Origin of the sequence: Streptosporangium heterodermiicola, from assembly GCF_051390675.1 — a bacterium.
GTDB lineage: Bacteria > Actinomycetota > Actinomycetes > Streptosporangiales > Streptosporangiaceae > Streptosporangium.
This window is the reverse complement of sequence record NZ_JBPJSR010000005.1, coordinates 138,988-157,426: the sequence shown is the minus strand read 5'-3', so window position 1 is coordinate 157,426 and position 18,439 is coordinate 138,988. Positions and strand designations below refer to the sequence as shown.

19 protein-coding genes, 1 tRNA gene and 1 other annotated feature are annotated in these 18,439 nt (G+C 71.0%); of the genes, 10 read left to right on the top strand and 10 right to left on the bottom strand.

Annotation, left to right across the window (positions count from 1 at the left end; translation table 11 throughout):
* The first annotated feature begins 277 nt into the window (after positions 1 to 277).
* From ACSC1Q_RS13020 to aroC, 3 genes are read left to right on the top strand one after another with little or no spacing between them, the layout of a single operon-like run.
* The gene (locus tag ACSC1Q_RS13020) at positions 278 to 610 is read left to right on the top strand and encodes a hypothetical protein (RefSeq protein ID WP_436758937.1); all 333 of its coding nucleotides are present in this window, start codon (positions 278 to 280) and stop codon (positions 608 to 610) included.
* A 7-nt stretch (positions 611 to 617) separates the two neighbouring features.
* Entirely contained in the window at positions 618 to 1,820 is a 1,203-nt protein-coding gene (locus ACSC1Q_RS13015) for a 3-hydroxybenzoate 6-monooxygenase (RefSeq protein WP_436758936.1), read from the top strand.
* Positions 1,817 to 3,001: a chorismate synthase gene (gene aroC / locus ACSC1Q_RS13010; RefSeq protein ID WP_436758935.1), complete on the top strand. Its 1,185-nt coding sequence runs from the start codon at positions 1,817 to 1,819 to the stop codon at positions 2,999 to 3,001. Before ACSC1Q_RS13015 ends, aroC begins: the two co-directional genes overlap by 4 nt.
* A gap of 163 nt (positions 3,002 to 3,164) precedes the next feature.
* On the opposite strand, the gene ACSC1Q_RS13005 is transcribed toward aroC, so the two are convergent.
* From ACSC1Q_RS13005 to ACSC1Q_RS12990, 4 genes are all read right to left on the bottom strand, one after another.
* Positions 3,165 to 3,977, bottom strand: a complete 813-nt coding sequence (locus ACSC1Q_RS13005; RefSeq protein ID WP_436758934.1) for a DUF1684 domain-containing protein — start codon at positions 3,975 to 3,977, stop codon at positions 3,165 to 3,167.
* A gap of 113 nt (positions 3,978 to 4,090) precedes the next feature.
* On the bottom strand, positions 4,091 to 4,573 hold the full coding sequence (locus tag ACSC1Q_RS13000; RefSeq protein WP_436758933.1) for an NUDIX domain-containing protein: 483 nt from the start codon (positions 4,571 to 4,573) through the stop codon (positions 4,091 to 4,093).
* A gap of 103 nt (positions 4,574 to 4,676) precedes the next feature.
* Positions 4,677 to 5,926 (bottom strand): IS3 family transposase gene (locus ACSC1Q_RS12995; protein ID WP_436758932.1). Its coding sequence is split into 2 segments (ribosomal slippage): positions 4,677 to 5,617 and positions 5,617 to 5,926, totalling 1,251 coding nucleotides; the frame shifts between segments, so codons are not numbered across the junction.
* Positions 5,510 to 5,624, bottom strand: a sequence feature (AL1L pseudoknot). It overlaps the preceding gene by 115 nt.
* Positions 5,927 to 6,167: 241 nt before the next feature.
* Positions 6,168 to 6,241, bottom strand: a tRNA-Lys gene (locus tag ACSC1Q_RS12990).
* 169 nt (positions 6,242 to 6,410) lie between these two features.
* Here ACSC1Q_RS12990 and ACSC1Q_RS12985 point away from each other — a divergent pair.
* Genes ACSC1Q_RS12985 through ACSC1Q_RS12975 form a run of 3 tightly spaced genes read left to right on the top strand, consistent with a single transcriptional unit; the run spans position 6,411 to position 8,745 of the window.
* Positions 6,411 to 7,262, top strand: coding sequence for an AAA family ATPase (locus ACSC1Q_RS12985; RefSeq protein WP_436758931.1), 852 nt, complete (start codon positions 6,411 to 6,413; stop codon positions 7,260 to 7,262).
* A complete protein-coding gene (locus tag ACSC1Q_RS12980; RefSeq protein WP_436758930.1) occupies positions 7,259 to 7,381 on the top strand; it encodes a hypothetical protein in 123 nt (40 codons plus the stop codon). Before ACSC1Q_RS12985 ends, ACSC1Q_RS12980 begins: the two co-directional genes overlap by 4 nt.
* Positions 7,378 to 8,745: a vWA domain-containing protein gene (locus ACSC1Q_RS12975; RefSeq protein ID WP_436758929.1), complete on the top strand. Its 1,368-nt coding sequence runs from the start codon at positions 7,378 to 7,380 to the stop codon at positions 8,743 to 8,745. The genes ACSC1Q_RS12980 and ACSC1Q_RS12975 overlap by 4 nt, the downstream gene beginning before the upstream one ends.
* Before the next feature lie 21 nt (positions 8,746 to 8,766).
* Here ACSC1Q_RS12975 and ACSC1Q_RS12970 read toward each other — a convergent pair whose 3' ends face one another.
* Positions 8,767 to 9,504, bottom strand: a complete 738-nt coding sequence (locus tag ACSC1Q_RS12970) for a nuclease-related domain-containing protein (protein ID WP_436758928.1) — start codon at positions 9,502 to 9,504, stop codon at positions 8,767 to 8,769.
* A gap of 225 nt (positions 9,505 to 9,729) precedes the next feature.
* On the opposite strand from ACSC1Q_RS12970, the gene ACSC1Q_RS12965 reads away from it, so the two are divergent.
* Positions 9,730 to 10,332 carry a TetR/AcrR family transcriptional regulator gene (locus ACSC1Q_RS12965; RefSeq protein ID WP_344745336.1) on the top strand — a complete coding sequence of 201 codons (603 nt, stop codon included), beginning with the start codon at positions 9,730 to 9,732 and terminating at the stop codon, positions 10,330 to 10,332.
* A gap of 71 nt (positions 10,333 to 10,403) precedes the next feature.
* Here the strand turns inward: ACSC1Q_RS12965 and ACSC1Q_RS12960 are convergent, their stop codons facing one another.
* The 3 genes from ACSC1Q_RS12960 to ACSC1Q_RS12950 all read right to left on the bottom strand — a co-directional run bounded on the left by ACSC1Q_RS12960 (position 10,404) and on the right by ACSC1Q_RS12950 (position 14,222).
* Entirely contained in the window at positions 10,404 to 11,513 is a 1,110-nt protein-coding gene (locus ACSC1Q_RS12960) for an acyl-CoA dehydrogenase family protein (protein WP_436758927.1), read from the bottom strand.
* 172 nt (positions 11,514 to 11,685) lie between these two features.
* On the bottom strand, positions 11,686 to 12,861 hold the full coding sequence (locus tag ACSC1Q_RS12955) for an acyl-CoA dehydrogenase family protein (RefSeq protein ID WP_436758926.1): 1,176 nt from the start codon (positions 12,859 to 12,861) through the stop codon (positions 11,686 to 11,688).
* A 158-nt stretch (positions 12,862 to 13,019) separates the two neighbouring features.
* The gene (locus tag ACSC1Q_RS12950; protein WP_436758925.1) at positions 13,020 to 14,222 is read right to left on the bottom strand and encodes an acyl-CoA dehydrogenase family protein; all 1,203 of its coding nucleotides are present in this window, start codon (positions 14,220 to 14,222) and stop codon (positions 13,020 to 13,022) included.
* A 76-nt stretch (positions 14,223 to 14,298) separates the two neighbouring features.
* Here ACSC1Q_RS12950 and ACSC1Q_RS12945 point away from each other — a divergent pair, with 76 nt between their 5' ends.
* Together ACSC1Q_RS12945 and ACSC1Q_RS12940 are read left to right on the top strand one after the other, a co-directional pair.
* Positions 14,299 to 14,895 carry a YdeI/OmpD-associated family protein gene (locus ACSC1Q_RS12945; RefSeq protein ID WP_436758924.1) on the top strand — a complete coding sequence of 199 codons (597 nt, stop codon included), beginning with the start codon at positions 14,299 to 14,301 and terminating at the stop codon, positions 14,893 to 14,895.
* Between the two features lie 44 nt (positions 14,896 to 14,939).
* The gene (locus ACSC1Q_RS12940; RefSeq protein WP_436758923.1) at positions 14,940 to 15,527 is read left to right on the top strand and encodes a GNAT family N-acetyltransferase; all 588 of its coding nucleotides are present in this window, start codon (positions 14,940 to 14,942) and stop codon (positions 15,525 to 15,527) included.
* A 42-nt stretch (positions 15,528 to 15,569) separates the two neighbouring features.
* On the opposite strand, the gene ACSC1Q_RS12935 is transcribed toward ACSC1Q_RS12940, so the two are convergent.
* Positions 15,570 to 16,148: a TetR/AcrR family transcriptional regulator gene (locus ACSC1Q_RS12935; protein ID WP_436758922.1), complete on the bottom strand. Its 579-nt coding sequence runs from the start codon at positions 16,146 to 16,148 to the stop codon at positions 15,570 to 15,572.
* A gap of 73 nt (positions 16,149 to 16,221) precedes the next feature.
* Between ACSC1Q_RS12935 and ACSC1Q_RS12930 the strand changes: the two genes are divergently transcribed.
* Positions 16,222 to 17,400, top strand: coding sequence for an FAD-dependent oxidoreductase (locus ACSC1Q_RS12930; RefSeq protein ID WP_436758921.1), 1,179 nt, complete (start codon positions 16,222 to 16,224; stop codon positions 17,398 to 17,400).
* 19 nt (positions 17,401 to 17,419) lie between these two features.
* On the opposite strand, the gene ACSC1Q_RS12925 is transcribed toward ACSC1Q_RS12930, so the two are convergent.
* Positions 17,420 to 18,280, bottom strand: coding sequence for a DMT family transporter (locus ACSC1Q_RS12925; RefSeq protein WP_436758920.1), 861 nt, complete (start codon positions 18,278 to 18,280; stop codon positions 17,420 to 17,422).
* Between the last annotated feature and the right edge of the window lie 159 nt (positions 18,281 to 18,439).

Sequence of the window (18,439 nt, the reverse complement as noted above, 5' to 3'; positions counted from 1 at the left end):
CGGTTCCTGAAATCCCCCCTTCCAGTCCCCCACCTGGCCCTGGCCGTCGTCCGAACATTCATGCCGCCAATCTTTCCGGCGACCGCTGTTTCTTGTTCGCATCCCGAGAAGAATGTCTTATCACCGGCCCGTTGTACCGCCCCGGCCGGGAACCTACCGTAAAAGACGGTAGCCAAGAGAATGGCCGTACACCCGGAGGACGAATTCGCGGCGTTCGCGGAAAGGACGTCACCGGCGGCAACGGCACAGGAAATCAAATGCCGGAGGTGTCAAGCGTATGCAGGCCGCGGTCGTCTGGTGGGATCTGCGTGACTCGGACCAGACCGTCGAATCGCTCCGCGCGTTCCTGCGCGACGAGGCGGTGGACCGGTTCGCCGCGATTCCCGGGCTGCGCCTGAAGTTCTGGATCTCCGACCGGAGGAGCGAGCGCTGGGGCGCCGTGCTGCTCTGGGAGTCGGCGGAGGCCGCGGCGGCTCCGCTGCCGGCCAGGGCCGCCGAACTGATCGGATTCCCGCCCGTCCAGCGCTCCGTCTTCGAGGTGGAGGCCACCACCGAGGGCATCTTCGACATCGCCGAACTGGCGGGCCGTGGCCTGGCCCTGGAGGGATGACGAGGACATGGCGAAGATTCTCATCGCCGGTGGTGGCATCGGCGGCCTCGCGGCCGCGCTGAGCGTCGCCGACCGGGGACACCGGGTGATCGTGCTGGAACGCCAGGCCACGTTCGCCGAACTGGGCGCGGGCATCCAGCTGGGGCCGAACGCCTTCCACGCGCTCGACCGCCTCGGGGTCGGCGAGGCCGTACGCGACCGGGCGGTCTTCATCGACGAGCTGCGTCTCATGGACGGCACGACGGGCGAGCGGGTGGCCAGCATGCCGCTGACCGGCGCCTACCGGGGGCGGTTCGGCAACCCGTACGCGGTGGTCCACCGGGGCGACCTGTACCAGCCGCTGCTCGACGCCTGCCGCGCGTCCGGCGACATCGAGCTGCTCGGCGGCCGGCAGGTCACCCGGTACGAGCAGGGCCCGGCCGATGTCACCGCCGTCACGGACGCGGGAGACCGGTTCACCGGCGCCGCCCTCATCGGGGCCGACGGCATCCGCTCGGCCGTCCGCCGGCAGCTCGTCGGCGACGGCGGGCCCCGGATCTCCGGGCACACCATCTACCGCTCGGTCATCCCCATGGAGAACGTCCCCGAGGAGCTGCGCTGGAACACCGTCACCCTCTGGGCGGGCCCGAAGTGGCACTTCGTCCACTACCCGATCGGCGGCGGCAGGTTCCTGAACCTGGCCGCCACCCGGGACGACGACGCCCGCGAGGAGGTGACCGGCGATCCCGCGGACAGGTCCCACGTGCTGGGCGAGTTCCCCGGCCTGGGCGACACCGCCCGCGACCTCCTGGAACTGGGCGAGGAGTGGAGGACCTGGGTGCTGTGCGACCGCGACCCGGTCGACCGCTGGACCGACGGGCGGGTCGCCCTGCTCGGCGACGCCGCGCACCCGATGCTGCAGTACGCCGCCCAGGGCGCGTGCATGGCCCTTGAGGACGCGGTGGTGATCGGCAGGCTGCTCGGCTGGGACGAGGACGCGATCCCGCGGCGCCTGGAGAAGTACAACGCCGAACGGCGCGAGCGCACGGCCAGGACCCAGCTGGTGGCCCGCGAGATGGGGACGCGGCTCTACCACCCGGCGGGCGCCGAGGCGCGGGAGCGGAACGAGATGCTGTCCTCCCTCACCGTGGACGACCTGCACGACAAGGTCGCCTGGCTGCACGGCGCCCGCGACTTCAGCCGCGATCTCGGTGTGGGAGCGGCCCGATGAGCAGGTTGCGCTGGCTGACCGCGGGGGAATCCCACGGACCCGCCCTGGTGGCGACCCTGGAGGGTCTGCCCGCGGGCGTGCCGGTCACCACCGGCATGCTGGCGGACGCGCTCGCCAGGCGGCGGCTGGGGTACGGCCGGGGCGCGCGGATGAGGTTCGAGCGGGACGAGGTGACCATCCTCGGCGGCGTACGGCACGGGCTGACCCTGGGCTCGCCGGTCGCGATCGTGGTGGGCAACACCGAGTGGGCCAGGTGGGAGCAGGTCATGGCGGCCGACCCGGTCGCCCCCGAGGTGCTGGACGGGCTGGCGCGCAACGCCCCCCTGACCCGGCCCCGGCCCGGCCACGCGGACCTGGCGGGCATGCAGAAGTACGGCTTCGACGAGGCCAGGCCGATCCTGGAGCGGGCGAGCGCGCGGGAGACCGCGGCGCGGGTCGCGCTGGGCACGGTGGCCCGCTCCTACCTGCGGGAGACGGCCGGGATCGAGCTCGTCTCGCACGTCGTGGAACTGGCCTCCGCCAGGGCCCCCGAAGGGGTCCTCCCCACCCCCGAGGACACCGGGAGACTGGACGCCGACCCGGTGCGCTGCCTGGACGCGTACGCGAGCAAGGCGATGGTCGCAGAGATCGACCGGGCCCACCGGGACGGTGACACGCTCGGCGGCGTGGTCGAGGTCCTCGCCTACGGGGTTCCCGTGGGACTCGGCTCCCACGTGCACTGGGACAGGCGTCTCGACGCGCGGCTGGCGTGCGCCCTGATGGGCATCCAGGCGATCAAGGGCGTCGAGCTCGGCGACGGCTTCGCGCTGGCCCGTACGCCGGGGTCGAGGGCGCACGACGAGATCGTGCCGACGGACGAGGGCGTCAGGCGGGCCTCGGGGCGTTCCGGCGGGACCGAGGGCGGCCTGAGCACCGGCGAACCGCTGCGGGTGCGGGCGGCGATGAAGCCGATCGCGACCGTGCCCCGGGCCCTGGCCACCGTGGACGTCACCACCGGCGCCCCCGCGCGGGCCCACCACCAGCGGTCGGACGTGTGCGCGGTCCCGGCGGCCGGGATCGTGGCCGAGGCGATGGTCGCGCTGGTCCTGGCGGACGCGGTCGCGGAGAAGTTCGCCGGCGACTCCGTCCCCGAGACCCGCCGCAACGTCCGGGGCTACCTCGACCACCTGCTCGTCGACTGACGGCCCAGAAGAGCGGCACGTCGAGGGACGGGCGAGCGTCTTGGGTCGGCCCCCCTCGGCGTGACGATCGCGTCCTCGGAGGGGGAGCCGGGAACTGAGCCGGCGGCGCCTGAAGCCCGCGAGAGGTGACGCGCGTGGGGCCACGGGCACGCTCGTCCGGACGTCAGCCGCGCTCGTAGGGGATCTTCTCGCCTGCCTCGATCGCGACCGGCAGTCGGTTCTCCGCCGGCGGCAGCGGGCAGGTGGCGAGGTCGGTGTAGGCGCACGGCAGGTTCGTGGCCCGGTTGAAATCCACGGTCACCTGGTTGTCGGCGTCAGGCACCCCGAGTTGCAGGACGCGGTTGGCGGCGTAGGTGGTCACGCCGGAGGTCGCGTCGGTGAACAGGGCGATCAGGCTGCCCGGCGCGTGGCCGTTGAACACCGTCAGGCTCAGCGTCCGCCCGTCGAGTTCGAACTCGACCCGCCCTGGCGCGTCGTAGACGTGCCTCAGCCCTTCCACCGCCGCCCCGACCTCCGTCGGCCGGGGCTCGTCGAACGGCAGGTAGCGGCCGACGACCAACCATCGCGGGTCCGGCGGGAACACCGGAGTACCGGCGAACGCGACACGCAGCGGGTGGTCCGGGTGTCTAGGCCTGACGATCTCATGCCCGCCCCGCTTGGCCACCTCGATCACCGCTTCACTCCAGGTGGTATTGATCGAGCCCCGTTCGGGGATGTGGCCGAACACGTACCGGCCACGCACGGGCGTGCCGTCCACGACCAGTTCCTCCGCGTCGCCGAGGGTCACCACGACGCCCTCGCCGCCGGTCGACCACTCCCCTGGAGCATCCGGCAGTCGCTGCGGTTCGGACGTCAGCCAGTGCAGGTTCGTGACGGCGAGGAACCCGTGGGGATCGGCCAGCACCCTCTCGTGCCCGTGGTGCCAGTCCTGCCATTCCTGGACGTACGCGGCCACGTCGATCACTTTGGCTGCCATGGCTGCTCCTCAAGATGCGCGAGATTTTCATACTATTCCTACCTTTTAGATTGGTTTATGTCCAGCGTTGACCTCAGGACGATCGGAACCCACTCGACCATCAGGCCTTGGAGTCAGAATCCCTCGGTGGTCACCACGGGGCCGCCTATCAGGTAGTTGATCAGCGCGGCGCGGGTGGTGGACACGAATGCCTGGGGTATCCGGTCTGCCGGGTGCCAGGCGACGCGCGCGTGTTTGCGAGGTTCGGCGTTGATCGGGGTGCCGCTCCAGGTGCCGGTGACGAAGACAACGGTGACGAAGCCGTTCGGTGCCTCGACACCCCAGGAGCAGTGGATGAGACCGGCTACTCGGAGGTCGGCGGGGTCCACGACCAGTCCGGTCTCCTCTTTCAGCTCGCGGACCGCGGTCTGCGTGATCACTTCGCCCTTGCTCGCCTTGCCGACGGGGAGGTCCCAGTGGTTGGGGGCGAACTTCGCTCCGGCCGCTCGTTGTATGAGGAGGACTCGTTGCCGCGTCTGGTCGTGGACGATGACGGCGGCGACGAGGAGGGTGTGTGCTTCGAGCGCGGGGGGCAGAGCGGTGCCGGGCGTGGGCATGGACACGATCCTTTCACGCGGCGGTGGCGGCGTGCCGGATGCGCTGCTCCAGCAGGGCCGCGCCGGGGACGCCTGAACCGCGCCGAGTTTCGTGGAGACTTGGCTACTTGGTTTCTGCTGCGGTGAGTGCGGCTTGTCGGTGACGGTAGTGGGTCGCTTCGTACTCTGCGGGCGGGATGTTGCCGCAGGCGGTGTGCAGGCGGCGGTGGTTGAACCAGTCGAGGTGTTCCAGCGTCGCCAACTCGACGTCGTCCATGTTTTTCCAGGGGCCGTAGCGGCGGACCAGCTCGGCTTTGAACAGGCCGTTGAAGGACTCGGCCGAGGCGTTGTCATAGGAGTCGCCGCGGCTGCCCACTGAAGCGACCGCTCCGGTGTCGGCCAGGCGCTCGCTGTAGCGGATCGACAAATATCGCACCCCGCGGTCGGAGTGATGAACCAGCCCGGACAGATCCGCGCACTGGCCGCGATTGCGACGCCAGATGGCCATCTCCAAAGCGTCCAGGGCCAGGTCGGTGCGCAGATGGGTGGCGATCTGCCAGCCCACGACCATACGAAAGTACACGTCGATGACGAACGCCGCATACACCCAGCCCGACCAGGTGCGGATATAGGTCAGATCGGCGACCCAGAGCCGGTTCGGCGACGGCGCGCAGAAGGTGCGGTCGACGAGATCGGCCGGCCGATCGGCCTGGTCGCCGGCGATGGTGGTTCGCCGGACTTTCCCGCGGACCAGCCCGACGATGCCCAACTCGCCCATCAGTCGCTGGATTGTGCACCGGGCGAGCGCATGCCCTTCGCGACGCAGCTGCCTATGGATCTTGCGGGCGCCGTAGCAGGAGTAGTTGTCCTGGTAGATGCGGGTGATCTCTGTCTTGAGCCGGTCATCGCGTACTGCTCGCGCAGACGGCGGCCGGGTGCGGGCTGCGTAGTACGTCGAGGCAGCGCTCTGCAGGACCCGGCAGATCGGCTCGACACCGAACTGGGCGCGGTGAGCGTCGATGAAGGCGTTCATCTGGGCGGTCGAGGGTCGAGTTCTCTGGCGAAAAAAGCCGACGCCGCCTTGAGGATCTCGTTGGCGCGGCGCAGCTCGCGGACCTCCCGCTCCAACTCGGCGATCCGCTTGGCCTCATCGGTGCTGGTCCCGGGTCGCTGACCGCCGTCGATCTCGGCCTGCTTGACCCAGTTGCGCAGCGACTCCGACCCAATGCCCAACTGCCGAGCAACGCGAGTGATGACGCCGAACGACTCCCCGGACTGCGCGGTGGCCTCCTGCACCATACGCACCGCCCGCTCTTTCGACTCCAGCGGATACCGACGCTGGGCGGGGTGCGACGAACCAGATCGACCTGACATGAGCTTCATCCTTTCCAACCGATGAAGCCTCCAGCAATCCCGGCGCGGTTCAGTCGCTGGCCGACGAGAACTTCGTGGGGATCATGACATGATCCCGGTCGCTGTGGTGCCGGGATGATCGTTTGCGCCGGAACGGCGGCCTTAGAGCCGACATCGGGAACAGATGACAGCAAACCGAACATCTCAAACGCGAACAGCGCATCCCCTGTGATCACAGGGGATGCGCTGTTCGGATGTGGTGTGCGCCGCCAGGGACTCGAACCCCGGACCCGCTGATTAAGAGTCAGCTGCTCTAACCAACTGAGCTAGCGGCGCTTGAAGCCCTTGAAGGATAGCGCACATCGGGTGGCGCCCCGAAATCGGCGGCGGCCGCCGGTCGAGGGCGACCGCGGAGCGGAGACGATCACCGGGCGACGGCGGCCGCGAGGCGGGGAGGATCACCGGCTAAGCTAGAACAACATTCGGTCCTGTACTGGGAGCACATATGTGGTTCGCCTCACCGAGCGACGCCGGCGAGCGGCTCGACGCCGTCGACTACCTCCCCGACGACTCCATCTCGACCTCGGTCTTCCTGGCGGGAGCGCTCGGCAAACCACTCCTCGCCGAGGGCCCCGCGGGGGTGGGCAAGACCCAGCTCGCCAAGGCCGTGGCGGCGACGACCGGGGCCCGGCTGGTCAGGCTGCAGTGCTACGAGGGACTGGACGAGGCCAGGGCGCTGTACGAGTGGAACTACAAGAAGCAGCTGCTGCGCATCCAGGCCGGGCAGGGCGAGGACTGGGACGCCACGCACGACGACATCTTCACCGAGGAGTTCCTGCTGGAGCGGCCGCTGCTCGCGGCGATCCGGTCGGAGACGCCGGTGGTCCTGCTGATCGACGAGATCGACAAGGCCGACGTCGAGGTGGAGGGGCTGCTGCTGGAGATCCTGTCCGACTACCAGGTCACGATCCCCGAGCTCGGCACGATCGCCGCCGTGCGGAAGCCGTACGTGGTGCTCACCTCCAACGCGACCCGCGAGCTCTCCGAGGCGCTGAAGCGGCGCTGCCTCTACCTGCACCTGGAGTATCCGACGCCGGAGCGCGAGCGCGACATCGTGCTGGCGCAGGTGCCCGCGATCGAGGCGAGCCTGGCCGAGCAGCTCGCCCGCACGGTCGCCACCCTGCGCACCCTGGAGCTGAAGAAGTCGCCCTCGATCGCCGAGACGATCGACTGGGCGAACACCCTGCTGGCGCTGGGCAGGACCGAGCTGGACGAGGCGGCGATCGGAGCCACCCTCGGCGTCGTCCTCAAGCACGCCTCCGACCAGACGCGTGCCCGCAAGGAACTGGCCCTGTGACCGGCCTCCCGAGCGGCTCCCCGGCCGGCCCTGCGAAGAACACCGCGAAGAACACCGCGAACGGCACCGCGAAGAACACCGCGACCGGCTTTCCGGGCTGGGCGGGAGGCCGGGGATGAGCCTGCTCGACCGGCATGTGGGGTTCGTGCACGCGCTGCGCGACGCCGGGCTGCCGGTGTCGCCGGCCGAGGGCCTGGACGCGGCCAGGGCGCTGGCGGTGATCGACCTGACCGAGCGGGAGTCGCTGCGGGCCGCGTACGCCGCGACGCTGGTCAAGCGGCCCTCGCACCGGCCGGGCTTCGACACGCTGTTCGACCTGTGGTTCCCCGCCACGACGACCGGCCTGCGGGCGTCGCGCCCGGCCGAACAGGAGCAGGAGCAGCTGGACCTGGAGACCGCCGAGGTAGCCGAGCTGCGCGACCGGCTGGCCGGGCTGCTGCTGGGCGCCGAGGGGATGAACGAGTTCGCGCGGGCGATGGTGGAGCGCTTCGGCCGCCAGCCCGCGGGCCCCGGCAGGCAGAACTGGTTCTCCTACCCGGTGATGCGGACGCTCTCCCCCGAGACGCTCATGGCGCGGCTGCTCGCCGAGGTCCTCGCGGGCCGGGAGCGCGGCGGGCTGGCCGAGAAGGTCGCCCGGCAGCGGATCGGCGAGAACACCAGGCGCTTCGAGGACGCCGTCTCCGGCGACGTGCGCCGCCGGATCGCCGAGGACTCCGGGATCGAGCGGATCGCCCGGTCCGCGGTACGCCCGCCGCTGGAGCAGCTCGACTTCCTGCGGATCACCAAGGCCGACCTGGCCAGGCTCCGCCGGGAGGTCCACCCGCTCGCCCGCCGCCTCGCGGCCCGGCTCACCGTCAAGCACCGGCTCGGCCACCGTGGCCGCCTGGACTTCCGCAGGACCGTACGGGCCTCGCTGTCCAGCGGCGGGGTGCCGCTCACCACCTTCGACAGGCCGCGCCGCCCGCACAAGCCCGAGCTGGTCGTCCTGTGCGACACCAGCGACTCGGTCGCCTCCTTCGCGCACTTCACCCTGCTGCTGACGTACGCGCTGCGCGAGCAGTTCACCAAGGTCCGCGCGTTCGGGTTCGTGGACACCGTGGACGAGATCACCCGGTTCTTCGTGCCGGGCGCCGACGTGGTGGAGGCGATGACCCGGCTGACGAGGGAGGCCGACATGGTGCGGTTCGGCCGGACCGACTACGGCCACGCGCTGGAGGGGTTCGTCGAACGCTACGGCGACGCCATCGGGCCGAGGACGTCCCTGCTCATCCTGGGCGACGCCCGGTCCAACTACCAGCCGCCCGCGCTGGAGACACTGAGGCGCCTGGCCTCCGGCGCCCGGCACGCCTACTGGCTCAACCCGGAGCCGACCGCCCAGTGGGACAGCGGCGACTCGCTCGCGACGGCGTACGGCGGGATCGTGCCGATGTACGAGTGCCGGAACGCCGCGCAGCTGGCGGCCTTCATCGAGGAACTCGTCTGAAAAACAGGGCGGCGGGCGCGGTCAGCTCATGCGGCGCAGCACCCGGGCGGCGGTCCTGGCGAGGACCTCGACCTGGGCGTCGTCGAAGTCGGCCCGGGGGCCCTTCTGGATCCAGCGCGCGACCAGGCGGGGCTTGAGGAGGGTGAGCCCCTCCGCGGTCACCGACCGCCTGATCACCCCGCCGTGCACGGCGATCAGCGGCTCGATGGTGACGGGGATGCCCGACTCGCGGGAGAGCACCTCGGCGAGCGACTCGGAGACCTCGACGAGCGCCTTGGCCACCTTCGTGCCGTACTTCTCGCCCAGGAACAACCGGTCGCCGTACCGGGCGATCTCGGTGTCGGGGTCCCACGCCTCGTTGTCGACCACCCAGACGCCGCCGGGACCGATGACGAGGTGGTCGACCGACGCCTTGCCCGGCATGGCCCGGCCTTCGAGGATGTGGTAGCCGTCCTTGCGGAGCTTGCGGCGGAGCAGCTTGCCGGTGATGGTCTCGCCCCGGCGCCTGCCGCGCCAGACGGCGGTGGAGTCGTACTCCCGCCAGCTCAGGAACGCGTCCCCACCGGCGACGAGCAGGCCGCACAGCAGCCCGAGGATCGGCGGGGACAGGTCGAACCGGTAGGCGAGAGCGACGCCCACCGCCAGGCCGACCACCGCCTTGACCGCGCGCATCTTCCTGCGCTGGACGACTTCCTTGATCCAGAACTGCTCGTACATGACCTGCGGCGACAGGCCGTGGACCTGGTCGACTGGTGTCACGTAGATAGATCCGCCCGGCATAGCGGAACCCCCATGGCTAGAACGGTCGGCAAGGAAGGGTGGGGGGACCTGCCACGCTGAAGATCCTCGGACTATGAAATACCCAATCGGGGGCCCCAGCTATCTCCGGACCGCGAAGGTGACGCAAGTAACACGTATTCGCCAGCCGCCAGCGGTGCAACCGACCAGTCGGTATGCTTTCCCTCACCACACCATGGGGGACGCATGACTCAGGACCAGGAGCCGGTACGGCAACGCCTGCTCAGTGAGGCCACCCGCCTGTTCGCCGAGCGAGGCTTCGAGAGTACGTCAGTGCAGGAGGTCGTCTCGGCGGCGGGCGTCACCAAGGGCGCCATGTACCACTATTTCGACTCCAAAGATGACCTGCTCCACGAGATCTACGGGCGCGTGCTGCGCCTGCAGATGGAGCGGCTCACCCACTTCGCCGACGGCCCGGGACCGGTGGCCACCCGCCTGCACTCCGCCGCCGCGGACGTCGTGACGACCACGGTGGAGAACCTGGACGACTCCAAGATCTTCTTCCGCTCGATGCACCTGCTCGCGCCCGACACCCGCAAGGTCGTCCGCGCCGAGCGGCGCAACTACCACGAGCGCTTCCGCGACCTGGTCACCGAGGGGCAGCGCGAGGGCACCTTCAGGAGCGACGTCCCCGCGGACATCGTCGTCGACTTCTTCTTCGGCTCCGTCCACCACCTGGGCACCTGGTACAGCGCGGAGGGCGCGCTCTCCGGCCCCGAGCTGGGGGCGCACTTCGCCGACCTGCTGCTCACCTCGCTGCGACCTGACCGGCCTGCACCCCCCGCGTGACCCCCGGCCCGGGACCGGGGGTCATCGTGTCGGCACACGGTCAGGAGGCCAGGGGGTCAAGGGGGCAGGCGTCAGGCGGGACCTGGCAGGTCCGCGAGGGCCTCCACGGCCTCCCGGTGGGCGCCGGGGGTGCCGAGCGCGATCTCGGTGGACTTGGCGCGCTTGAGATAGAGGTGCACGGGGTGCTCCCAGGTCATCCCGATCCCTCCGTGCAGCTGGACGCTCTCCTCGGCGACGTGCACCGCCACCTCCGAGCACCACGACGCGGCCACCGCCGCCGCCAGCTCGCGATCACCGGCCGCCTCCCCCGCGCCGGACGCGCCCGCGCCCGTGCCCACGTCCGCGGCCAGCAGGCCGGCCGCGTTCCTCGCGGCGGCACGGGCCCGCACCACGTCCAGCCAGAGGTCGGCCATCCGGTGCTTGATCGCCTGGAAGGAGCCGACCGGCCGGGCGAACTGGTGGCGCTCCTTGATGTAGGAGAGCGTCGTGCCCAGGCACCACTCGGCGACCCCGAGCTGCTCGGAGGCGAGCAGGCCCGCGCCGAAGTTCAGCACCCTCCGCACGTCGAGCTCGCCGATCGCCTCACCGGGTGTGTCCGAGAACGTGACGGTGGCGACCGGCCGCGTCAGGTCGAGCGACGGCACCACGTCGATCCGGACAGCCGCCGCCTCCACCCGGTGGAGCGCCGTCCCGACGGGCACCAGCAGCACGTCCGCCACGTCCGCGCCGGCCACCGCCCGGATCTCCCCGTTCAGGACCCCGTCCGTGACGGTGACGGTCTCCGGCAACGGCCGGTACGGCGAGGCCGCCAGCGACACCGCGAGCGCCGCCGTCGTCTCCCCCGAGGCGAGCTCCTGGATCAGGTCCTCCTCACCGGCCTGCAGCAGGGCCTTCGTGGCGAGCACCGAGCTGGTGAGGAACGGCAGCGGCGCCACCGCCCGCCCCAGCTCCTCCAGCACCACCGCGACCTCCCGCGCCGACGCCCCCGCCCCGCCGTACTCCTCCGGCACCAGCAGACCCGCCACCCCGATGTCCCGGGACAACGTCTTCCACAGATCCATGTCGTACGGCGCCTCGGACTCGGCACGCCTCAACACGGCGGCGGCCCCGCAACGATCCGCGAGAAGATCCCGCACAGAGGCCCTGAGCTCCTCCTCGACCTCGGTATACAGCAGTGTCATCGGTCGCTCACCACTCCTCATTCGCTACGCGGCCCGCTCGTCCCTCGCGACCCACTCCGCTCACCGCGTCGGGTTCACCCTCCGCCATCACTCACTCACCACTCCTCATTCGCTACGCGGCCCGCTCGTCCCTCGCGACCCACTCCGCTCACTGCGTCGGGTTCACTCCGTGTCATCGCGGAAGGTCCTTCCAGGGCACGTCCTTGTCGACGCGGGGTTCCGAGGGGAGGCCGAGCACGCGCTCGGCGATGATGTTGCGCAGGATCTCTGAGGTGCCGCCCTCGATGGAGTTGCCCTTGGCGCGGAGGTAGCGGTATCCGGGGCCCCGGCCGAAGAAGTCGACGCTGTCGGAGCGGCGGAAGGTCCAGTCGTCGTAGACCAGGCCCTCCTCCCCGCGCAGTTCCACGTCCAGCCCGGACAGGGCCTGGTTGAGGTCGGCGAAGGCGAGCTTCATACCGGAACCCTCGGGTCCCGGCTGCCCGGCGGAGAGCTGCTCGCGCAGGCGCGTACCGGCCAGGCGGGTCACCTCGGCCTCCACCCACAGGCGCAGCAGGCGCTGGTGCAGGTCGTGGGTGCGCGACTCGGGCCGGGAGCGCCAGGTGTCGGCGACCAGGCCGACCACGCCGCCGCCCCGCCGGACCGGCGCGCCGCCGATGGCGACCCGCTCGTTCATGAGCGTGGTCTGCGCGACCCGCCAGCCGTCGCCGACCTCCCCCAGCCGCAGGTCGTCACCGAGCCGTACGCCGGTGAGGAAGACCTCGTTGAACTCGGCCTCGCCGGTGATCTGCCGCAGCGGCCTGACCTCGACCCCGGGGGCGTGCATGTCGCACACGAAGTAGGTGAGCCCACGGTGCTTGGGCACGTCCGCGTCGGTCCTGGCGACCAGGATCGCCCAGCGGGAGTGGTGGGCGCCGGAGGTCCAGACCTTCTGCCCGTCCACCACCCACTCGTCGCCGTCCCTGACCGCGCGGGTGCCGAGCGTGGCCAGGTCGGAACCGGCGCCGGGCTCGCTGAAGAGCTGGCACCAGATCTCCTCGCCCGTCCACAGCGGGCGCAGGAACCGCCTCCGCTGCTCGTCGGTGCCGAACGTCAGGATCGTGGGCGCCGCCATCCCCAGCCCGATCGTCTGCACCCCGAGGTTGAGCTGCGGCGTCCCCTCCAGCTCGCGCTCCACGACGTTCTGCAGCTCGCGCGCCGCGCCGAGCCCGCCGAGCCCCTCGGGGAAGTGCACCCAGGCCAGCCCGGCGTCGAACCTGGCCCGCAGGAACTCCAGCCGGTCCCCGGCGGGGTCGTGCCCGGCCAGGAACGCGGCAGCGCGCTCCCTGACCGCCTTCTCGTCCAGCGCCACGAACGCTCCCTTCGTCGATCTTCGTCGATCTCCATCGACCCGTGCCGGCCTTCGCCGACCTCCGTCAAGCCTCGTCGGCCGCCAGTCGGCCGTCGCCGGCCCGCGCCTCCGGAGCGCCCCGGCCTCGCTCGCCCCCGAGACGATGGGCGAGCGCGGGCTCACATGTGTTTTTTGAGCTCCCGGTAGGCCAGGGAGCGCTTGTGGACCTCGTCGGGACCGTCGGCGAGCCGCAGCGAGCGCGCCCCCGCCCAGAGGCCGGCCAGCGGGAAGTCCTGGCTGACGCCTCCGGCGCCGTGGGACTGGATCGCCTTGTCCAGGATCCACTCCACGTCGCGCGGGGTGGCGATCTTGATGGCCTGGATCTCGGCGTGGGCACCCCGGTTGCCCACGGTGTCCATCAGCCAGGCGGTCTTCAGCACGAGCAGGCGGAGTTGCTCGATCCTCACCCGCGACTCGGCGATCCAGTCCTGGACGACGCCCTGCTGGGCGATCGGCTTGCCGAACGCGTTCCGCGACAGGGTCCGGACGCACATCATCTCGACGGCCCGCTCGGCCATCCCGATCAGCCGCATGCAGTGGTGGATGCGGCCGGGCCCGAGGCGGGCCTGGGCGATCGCGAAGCCGCCGCCCTCCTCGCCGATCAGGTTGCCGACCGGCACCCTGACGTCCTCGAACACGATCTCGGCGTGCCCGCCGTGGTCGGAGTCGGAGTAGCCGAAGACGTGCATGCCCCGCTTGACGTGCATGCCGGGCGTGTCGCGCGGTATCAGGATCATCGACTGCTGCCGGTGCGAGGACGCCTCGGGGTCGGTCTTGCCCATCACGATGAGGATCCGGCAGTTGGGGTTCATCGCGCCGGAGGCGAACCACTTGCGGCCGTTGACGACGTACTCGGAGCCGTCCCTGACGATCGAGAGCGCGATGTTCGTGGCGTCCGAGGACGCGGTGTCGGGCTCGGTCATCGCGAACGCCGACCGGATCTCGCCGCGCAGCAGCGGCTCCAGCCACTCCTTGCGCTGCCACTCGCTGCCGAACATGGAGAGGACCTCCATGTTGCCGGTGTCGGGGGCGGCGCAGTTGGTCGCGGTCGGGGCGATCCTGGGCGAGCGGCCCATGATCTCGGCCAGCGGCGCGTACCGCAGGTTGGTCAGGCCCGCGCCGTGCTCGCCCGGCAGGAAGAGGTTCCACAGGCCCCGCCTGCGCGCCTCCTCCTTGAGATCCTCCATCAGCGGTGGAACGGCCCACCCGCTCTCGGCGGCCTGGGCCTCGAAGGCCTCCTCCGCCGGGTACACACACTCGTCCATGAAGCCGAGCAGCCGTTCCCGCAGCTCCTCGGTCTCGGCGTCGAACGCGAAATCCATGGGCCCTCCTCACGGTCTCCCGTGAGGGTACCGACCGGACGGTATGCCTGTCGACACGCCCCCTATGCTCGACCTCATGGACCCCGTCTTCTTCGCCACCCCCGAGGAGTTCCGCGCCTGGCTGGAGGCGCACCACGAGACCGAGGCGGAGCTGCTGGTGGGGTTCCACAAGAAGGGCACCGGCCGCCCGAGCGTCACCTGGCCCCAGTCCGTCGAGCAGGCCCTGTGCTTCGGCTGGATCGACGGCGTCCGCAGGACCGTCGACGCCGAGAGCTACAGCGTCCGCTTCACGCCGCGCAAGGCGCGCAGCACGTGGAGCGCGGTCAACATCGCCAAGGTCGCCGAACTGACCGAGCGCGGCCTGATGCTCCCCGCGGGCCTGCTCGCCTTCGAGCAGCGGACCGAGGAGAACTCGGTGATCTACTCACACGAGCGGGGCGAGGACGCCGCGCTGGACGAGGAGCAGGAGCGCCGCTTCCAGGCGGAGACGGCGGCGTGGGAGTGGTTCCAGAGCCAGCCGCCCGGCTACCGCAGAACCGCGCTGCACTGGGTGACCACCGCGAAACGGCCCGGGACGAGGGAGAAGCGTCTCACCCGGCTGATCGAGGATTCCGCGGCGGAACGCAGGCTCGCGCAGTTCGAGCGCCGAGTGGTTCCCGGGAACACCCCCTGAGTGGACCTTCGGACAGGTCCACCGGGGGCTCTAGGGTCGTCTCCATGACCGCGAAGATGCCCGCTCCCGTCACCCTCGAAGGCGAGACCGTACGGCTGGAGCCGCTGACCGGCGACCACGTCCCCGACCTGTTCCTGGCCGGTGGCGACGACGACGAGGTGTGGCGCTGGATGCCCGCCCCGACCCCGCGCACCGAGGCCGAGCTGGCGGAGATCGCGGTACGGCTGGCCGAGGCGCCGGACCACGTGCCGTTCGCGGTGATCCTGAGGGGAACCGGCCGCGCGGTCGGCTGGACCACCTACATCGACACCCCCGGATACGCCGACAGCATCGAGATCGGCTGGACCTGGTACGGCAGGTCCGTGTGGCGCTCCGCGGTGAACACCGGGTGCAAGGTCCTGCTGATCGACCACGCCTTCGACAAGCTGGGCGTGAACCGGGTCCAGCTCAAGACCGACAGCCTGAACGTCCGCTCGCAGGAGGCGATCAGGCGCATCGGCGGCGTCGCCGAGGGCACCCTGCGCCGCCAGCGCCGCCGCGCCGACGGCACCTGGCGCGACACCGCCTATTTCGGCATCCTCGACGACGAGTGGCCCGCCCACCGCGCCCGCCTCACCGGCCTGCCCCGCTGAACCACCCGTCCCGCTTCACGGTTCGCCGCGCCCGTGTGACTTCTACGCGCCTTCGCGGCCGAGCATGCCGCGCAGGAGTTCCCCGATCCCCAGGCGGAGGTCGTCCAGGGTCGGTTCCGCCCCGGCGCCGATGACGGCGTCGAACATCACCCCTTCGCTGAAGGCGACGATCTGGCGCCCGTGCCGTACCGGGTCGGACGAGCCCGCGGCGGAGAGGATCGCGACCGCGGGGTCGCGGAAGCGCGCACCGGCCCTGTCGTAGATCCTGCGCAGCTCGGGGCGGCGGGTGGCCTCAAGGGCCAGCTCGTAGCGGGCGACCGTCCGGCGGCGGCCGACGGTCAGCTGCGTCCAGAGCGCCTGGGCCGTCATCTCGGCGAGGTCTTCGACCAGGTCCTGCGCGGGAGACTCCAGGATCGGCGCGAACGCGGCGGACTCCAGCTGGGTGAGCCGGGCGAGGGTCAGCTCCAGGAGCGCGGACCGGGTGCGGGCCAGGTTGGAGGTCGACCCCGGCGGCAACCCCGCCGCCTCGTCCACGGCCCGATGGGTCAGGCCGCGCATTCCCCGATCCGCCAGCAGGGCGATGGCGGTGTCGGCGACGAGCTCCGCGCGTTGGGACTTCACCCTCCGATACTACATTTGTAGTTCAACTACAGGCGTAGTAGCATCCACTACATCCGTAGTAAAGGAGAAGGTCATGACACGTGCGGTGGTCATCGGAGCGGGCATCGGCGGGCTGACGGCGGCGGTGGCACTGCAGCGGCGGGGCTGGGACGTGACGGTGTTCGAGAGGGCGGCGTCCCTGGAGCCGGTCGGCTCGGGGCTCGCCGTCGCCGCCAACGCGCTCAAGGCGCTCGACACGATCGGGGCCGGTGACGAGATCCGCGAGCTGTCCGCGGTCCAGGGCGCGGGCGGCATCCGGCGCTCCGACGGCAGGTGGCTGGTGAGGACCAGCGTGGAGGCCGCCTCGGCCCGCAACGGCGGTGACTCCGTGGTGCTGCTGCGCCGCGCGGACCTCGTCGACGCGCTCTCCTCCCACCTCGCGCCCGGCACGGTCCGGCTGAACACCGAGGTCTCGGAGGTCGACGCGGAGGCCGGCCTGGTGACCCTCCCCGACGGGCGGGTGGAGGCGGACCTGGTGGTGGCCGCCGACGGCATCCACTCTCCCGTCAGGTCGGCGTTGTTCCCCGGCCACCCCGCCCCCCGCTACGCGGGTGTCACCAGCTGGCGGGTGCTCATCCCCGCCGAGGGCGTCCCGGGTCAGGCGTACGAGAGCTGGGGGCGGGGCAGGGTCTTCGGCGTCATGCCGCTGGCCGGGGGCACGTCCTACTGCTACGCCACCGACACCGTCCCGGCGGGCGGCGGGGGCGGGGACCAGCTGGCCGAGCTGCGCCGGCTGTTCGGGGACTGGCACTCCCCGATCCCGGAGCTGCTCGCCGCGGCCTCACCGGAGAAGGTCCTGAGGAACGACGTCCACCATCTCGCCACCCCGCTGCCCGCCATGCACCGGGGCAGGGTCGCCCTGCTGGGCGACGCCGCGCACGCCATGACCCCCAACGTGGGCCAGGGCGCCTGCCAGGCGATCGAGGACGCCGTGGTGCTGGCCCACGTGGCCGGCGACGGCGGGAGGTTCACCGGCGGCACCGGCGGGCCGACCGGCGGGAACGACGTGCTGGCCGGTTACACCGCCGCGCGGCTGGAGCGTACGTCCAAGATCGTGGCCCGGTCCGCCTCGATCTGCCGCGTCACCCGGATGCGCGGCCCGCTGGCCGTACGGCTGCGCGACACGATGATGGCGCTCAGCTGGCGGCTCGCCCCGTCGAGCGTGAACGGCGCGATGGACGAGGTGTTCGGCTGGACACCGCCCGCCCCCTGACCCCGTGGTCGTCTCGCGACTACGGCGCGACGCTCGCCTTCTCGCGCATCGGGGCGGACACCCCCTGGTCGGGGGAGAGCCGTCCCAGGGTGATCGTCCCCCAGACGAGCAGCGCGGCGGCGACGAGAGCGGGGATCACGTTCAGCCAGCCGCTGGGCACCGCCTCGTCGAGCAGGAGCGCGCCCGCGAGGATCGAGGTGATCGGGTCGACGATCTGGACGGCGGCGTAGGAGATGCCGAAGTAACCCACCTCGTAGGTCTTCTGCAGCAGCACGACCGCGCAGATGAGCAGCACGGGGATGGCCAGCGCGAACCAGTTGAGCAGCGTGCTCAGGTCGCCGTCGAAGTTGCCGCCCACCACCCGGACGAAGGTGGAGACGCTGGCCGTCACCGCCCCCGCCGCGACCGACAGCACGAGCGCGTGGGCCGAGCCGGTCATCTTCCTTGCCAGCAGATGGGTCACCAGCACGACCAGCCCGACGCAGCCCAGGAAGCCCAGCGCCTCCTGGTTCGTCATGTCGGGTCTCACGGGGTGCGCGGGGACCAGCAACAGCAACCCGAGCAGCCCGACGGCCACCGCGGCCGAACCGAAGATCTCCCCCCTGTGCGGACGCCTGCCGTGCAGCATCGCCGCCAGCGGCACCGCGAACACCAGCGTCGCCACGCTGATCGGCTGCACCGCGATCAGCGGCGCGAAGCTGAGGGCGACGGCGTGCAGGGACGCCCCGGTGAAACCGATGACGCCGCCGATCCACCAGCGGGGCCGCTTCATCAGCTTCAGCGAGGCGCCCTCGGAGACCGCCTCGAACTGCTGGAGCGCAGCTCCCAGGGCGTAGCCCAGCGCGCCGACCAGGGCGATCGATATCCCGACCCAGGTCATCGCCACCTCACATAACGGACGGGGCATCCGGAAAGAAGCGATTCACGGGTCATCCCGCAAGCTTAAGGCGCATGACGAACGGGTAGGGACCTTCCCTTGTTCGTACGAGACGCGGTGAGGCGCCGTCCGGCCGATGCCGCGCCCTTCCTCGTGGGGAAC

Bases quoted from the DNA above. Each gene is read 5' to 3' on its own strand.
- ACSC1Q_RS13020 (WP_436758937.1), top strand. From the start codon at position 278: ATGCAGGCCGCGGTCGTCTGGTGGGATCTGCGTGACTCGGACCAGACC.
- ACSC1Q_RS13015 (WP_436758936.1), top strand. From the start codon at position 618: ATGGCGAAGATTCTCATCGCCGGTGGTGGCATCGGCGGCCTCGCGGCC.
- aroC (WP_436758935.1), top strand. From the start codon at position 1,817: ATGAGCAGGTTGCGCTGGCTGACCGCGGGGGAATCCCACGGACCCGCC.
- ACSC1Q_RS13005 (WP_436758934.1), bottom strand. From the start codon at position 3,977: ATGGCAGCCAAAGTGATCGACGTGGCCGCGTACGTCCAGGAATGGCAG.
- ACSC1Q_RS13000 (WP_436758933.1), bottom strand. From the start codon at position 4,573: ATGCCCACGCCCGGCACCGCTCTGCCCCCCGCGCTCGAAGCACACACC.
- ACSC1Q_RS12985 (WP_436758931.1), top strand. From the start codon at position 6,411: ATGTGGTTCGCCTCACCGAGCGACGCCGGCGAGCGGCTCGACGCCGTC.
- ACSC1Q_RS12975 (WP_436758929.1), top strand. From the start codon at position 7,378: ATGAGCCTGCTCGACCGGCATGTGGGGTTCGTGCACGCGCTGCGCGAC.
- ACSC1Q_RS12965 (WP_344745336.1), top strand. From the start codon at position 9,730: ATGACTCAGGACCAGGAGCCGGTACGGCAACGCCTGCTCAGTGAGGCC.
- ACSC1Q_RS12960 (WP_436758927.1), bottom strand. From the start codon at position 11,513: ATGACACTGCTGTATACCGAGGTCGAGGAGGAGCTCAGGGCCTCTGTG.
- ACSC1Q_RS12950 (WP_436758925.1), bottom strand. From the start codon at position 14,222: ATGGATTTCGCGTTCGACGCCGAGACCGAGGAGCTGCGGGAACGGCTG.
- ACSC1Q_RS12945 (WP_436758924.1), top strand. From the start codon at position 14,299: ATGGACCCCGTCTTCTTCGCCACCCCCGAGGAGTTCCGCGCCTGGCTG.
- ACSC1Q_RS12940 (WP_436758923.1), top strand. From the start codon at position 14,940: ATGACCGCGAAGATGCCCGCTCCCGTCACCCTCGAAGGCGAGACCGTA.
- ACSC1Q_RS12930 (WP_436758921.1), top strand. From the start codon at position 16,222: ATGACACGTGCGGTGGTCATCGGAGCGGGCATCGGCGGGCTGACGGCG.
- ACSC1Q_RS12925 (WP_436758920.1), bottom strand. From the start codon at position 18,280: ATGACCTGGGTCGGGATATCGATCGCCCTGGTCGGCGCGCTGGGCTAC.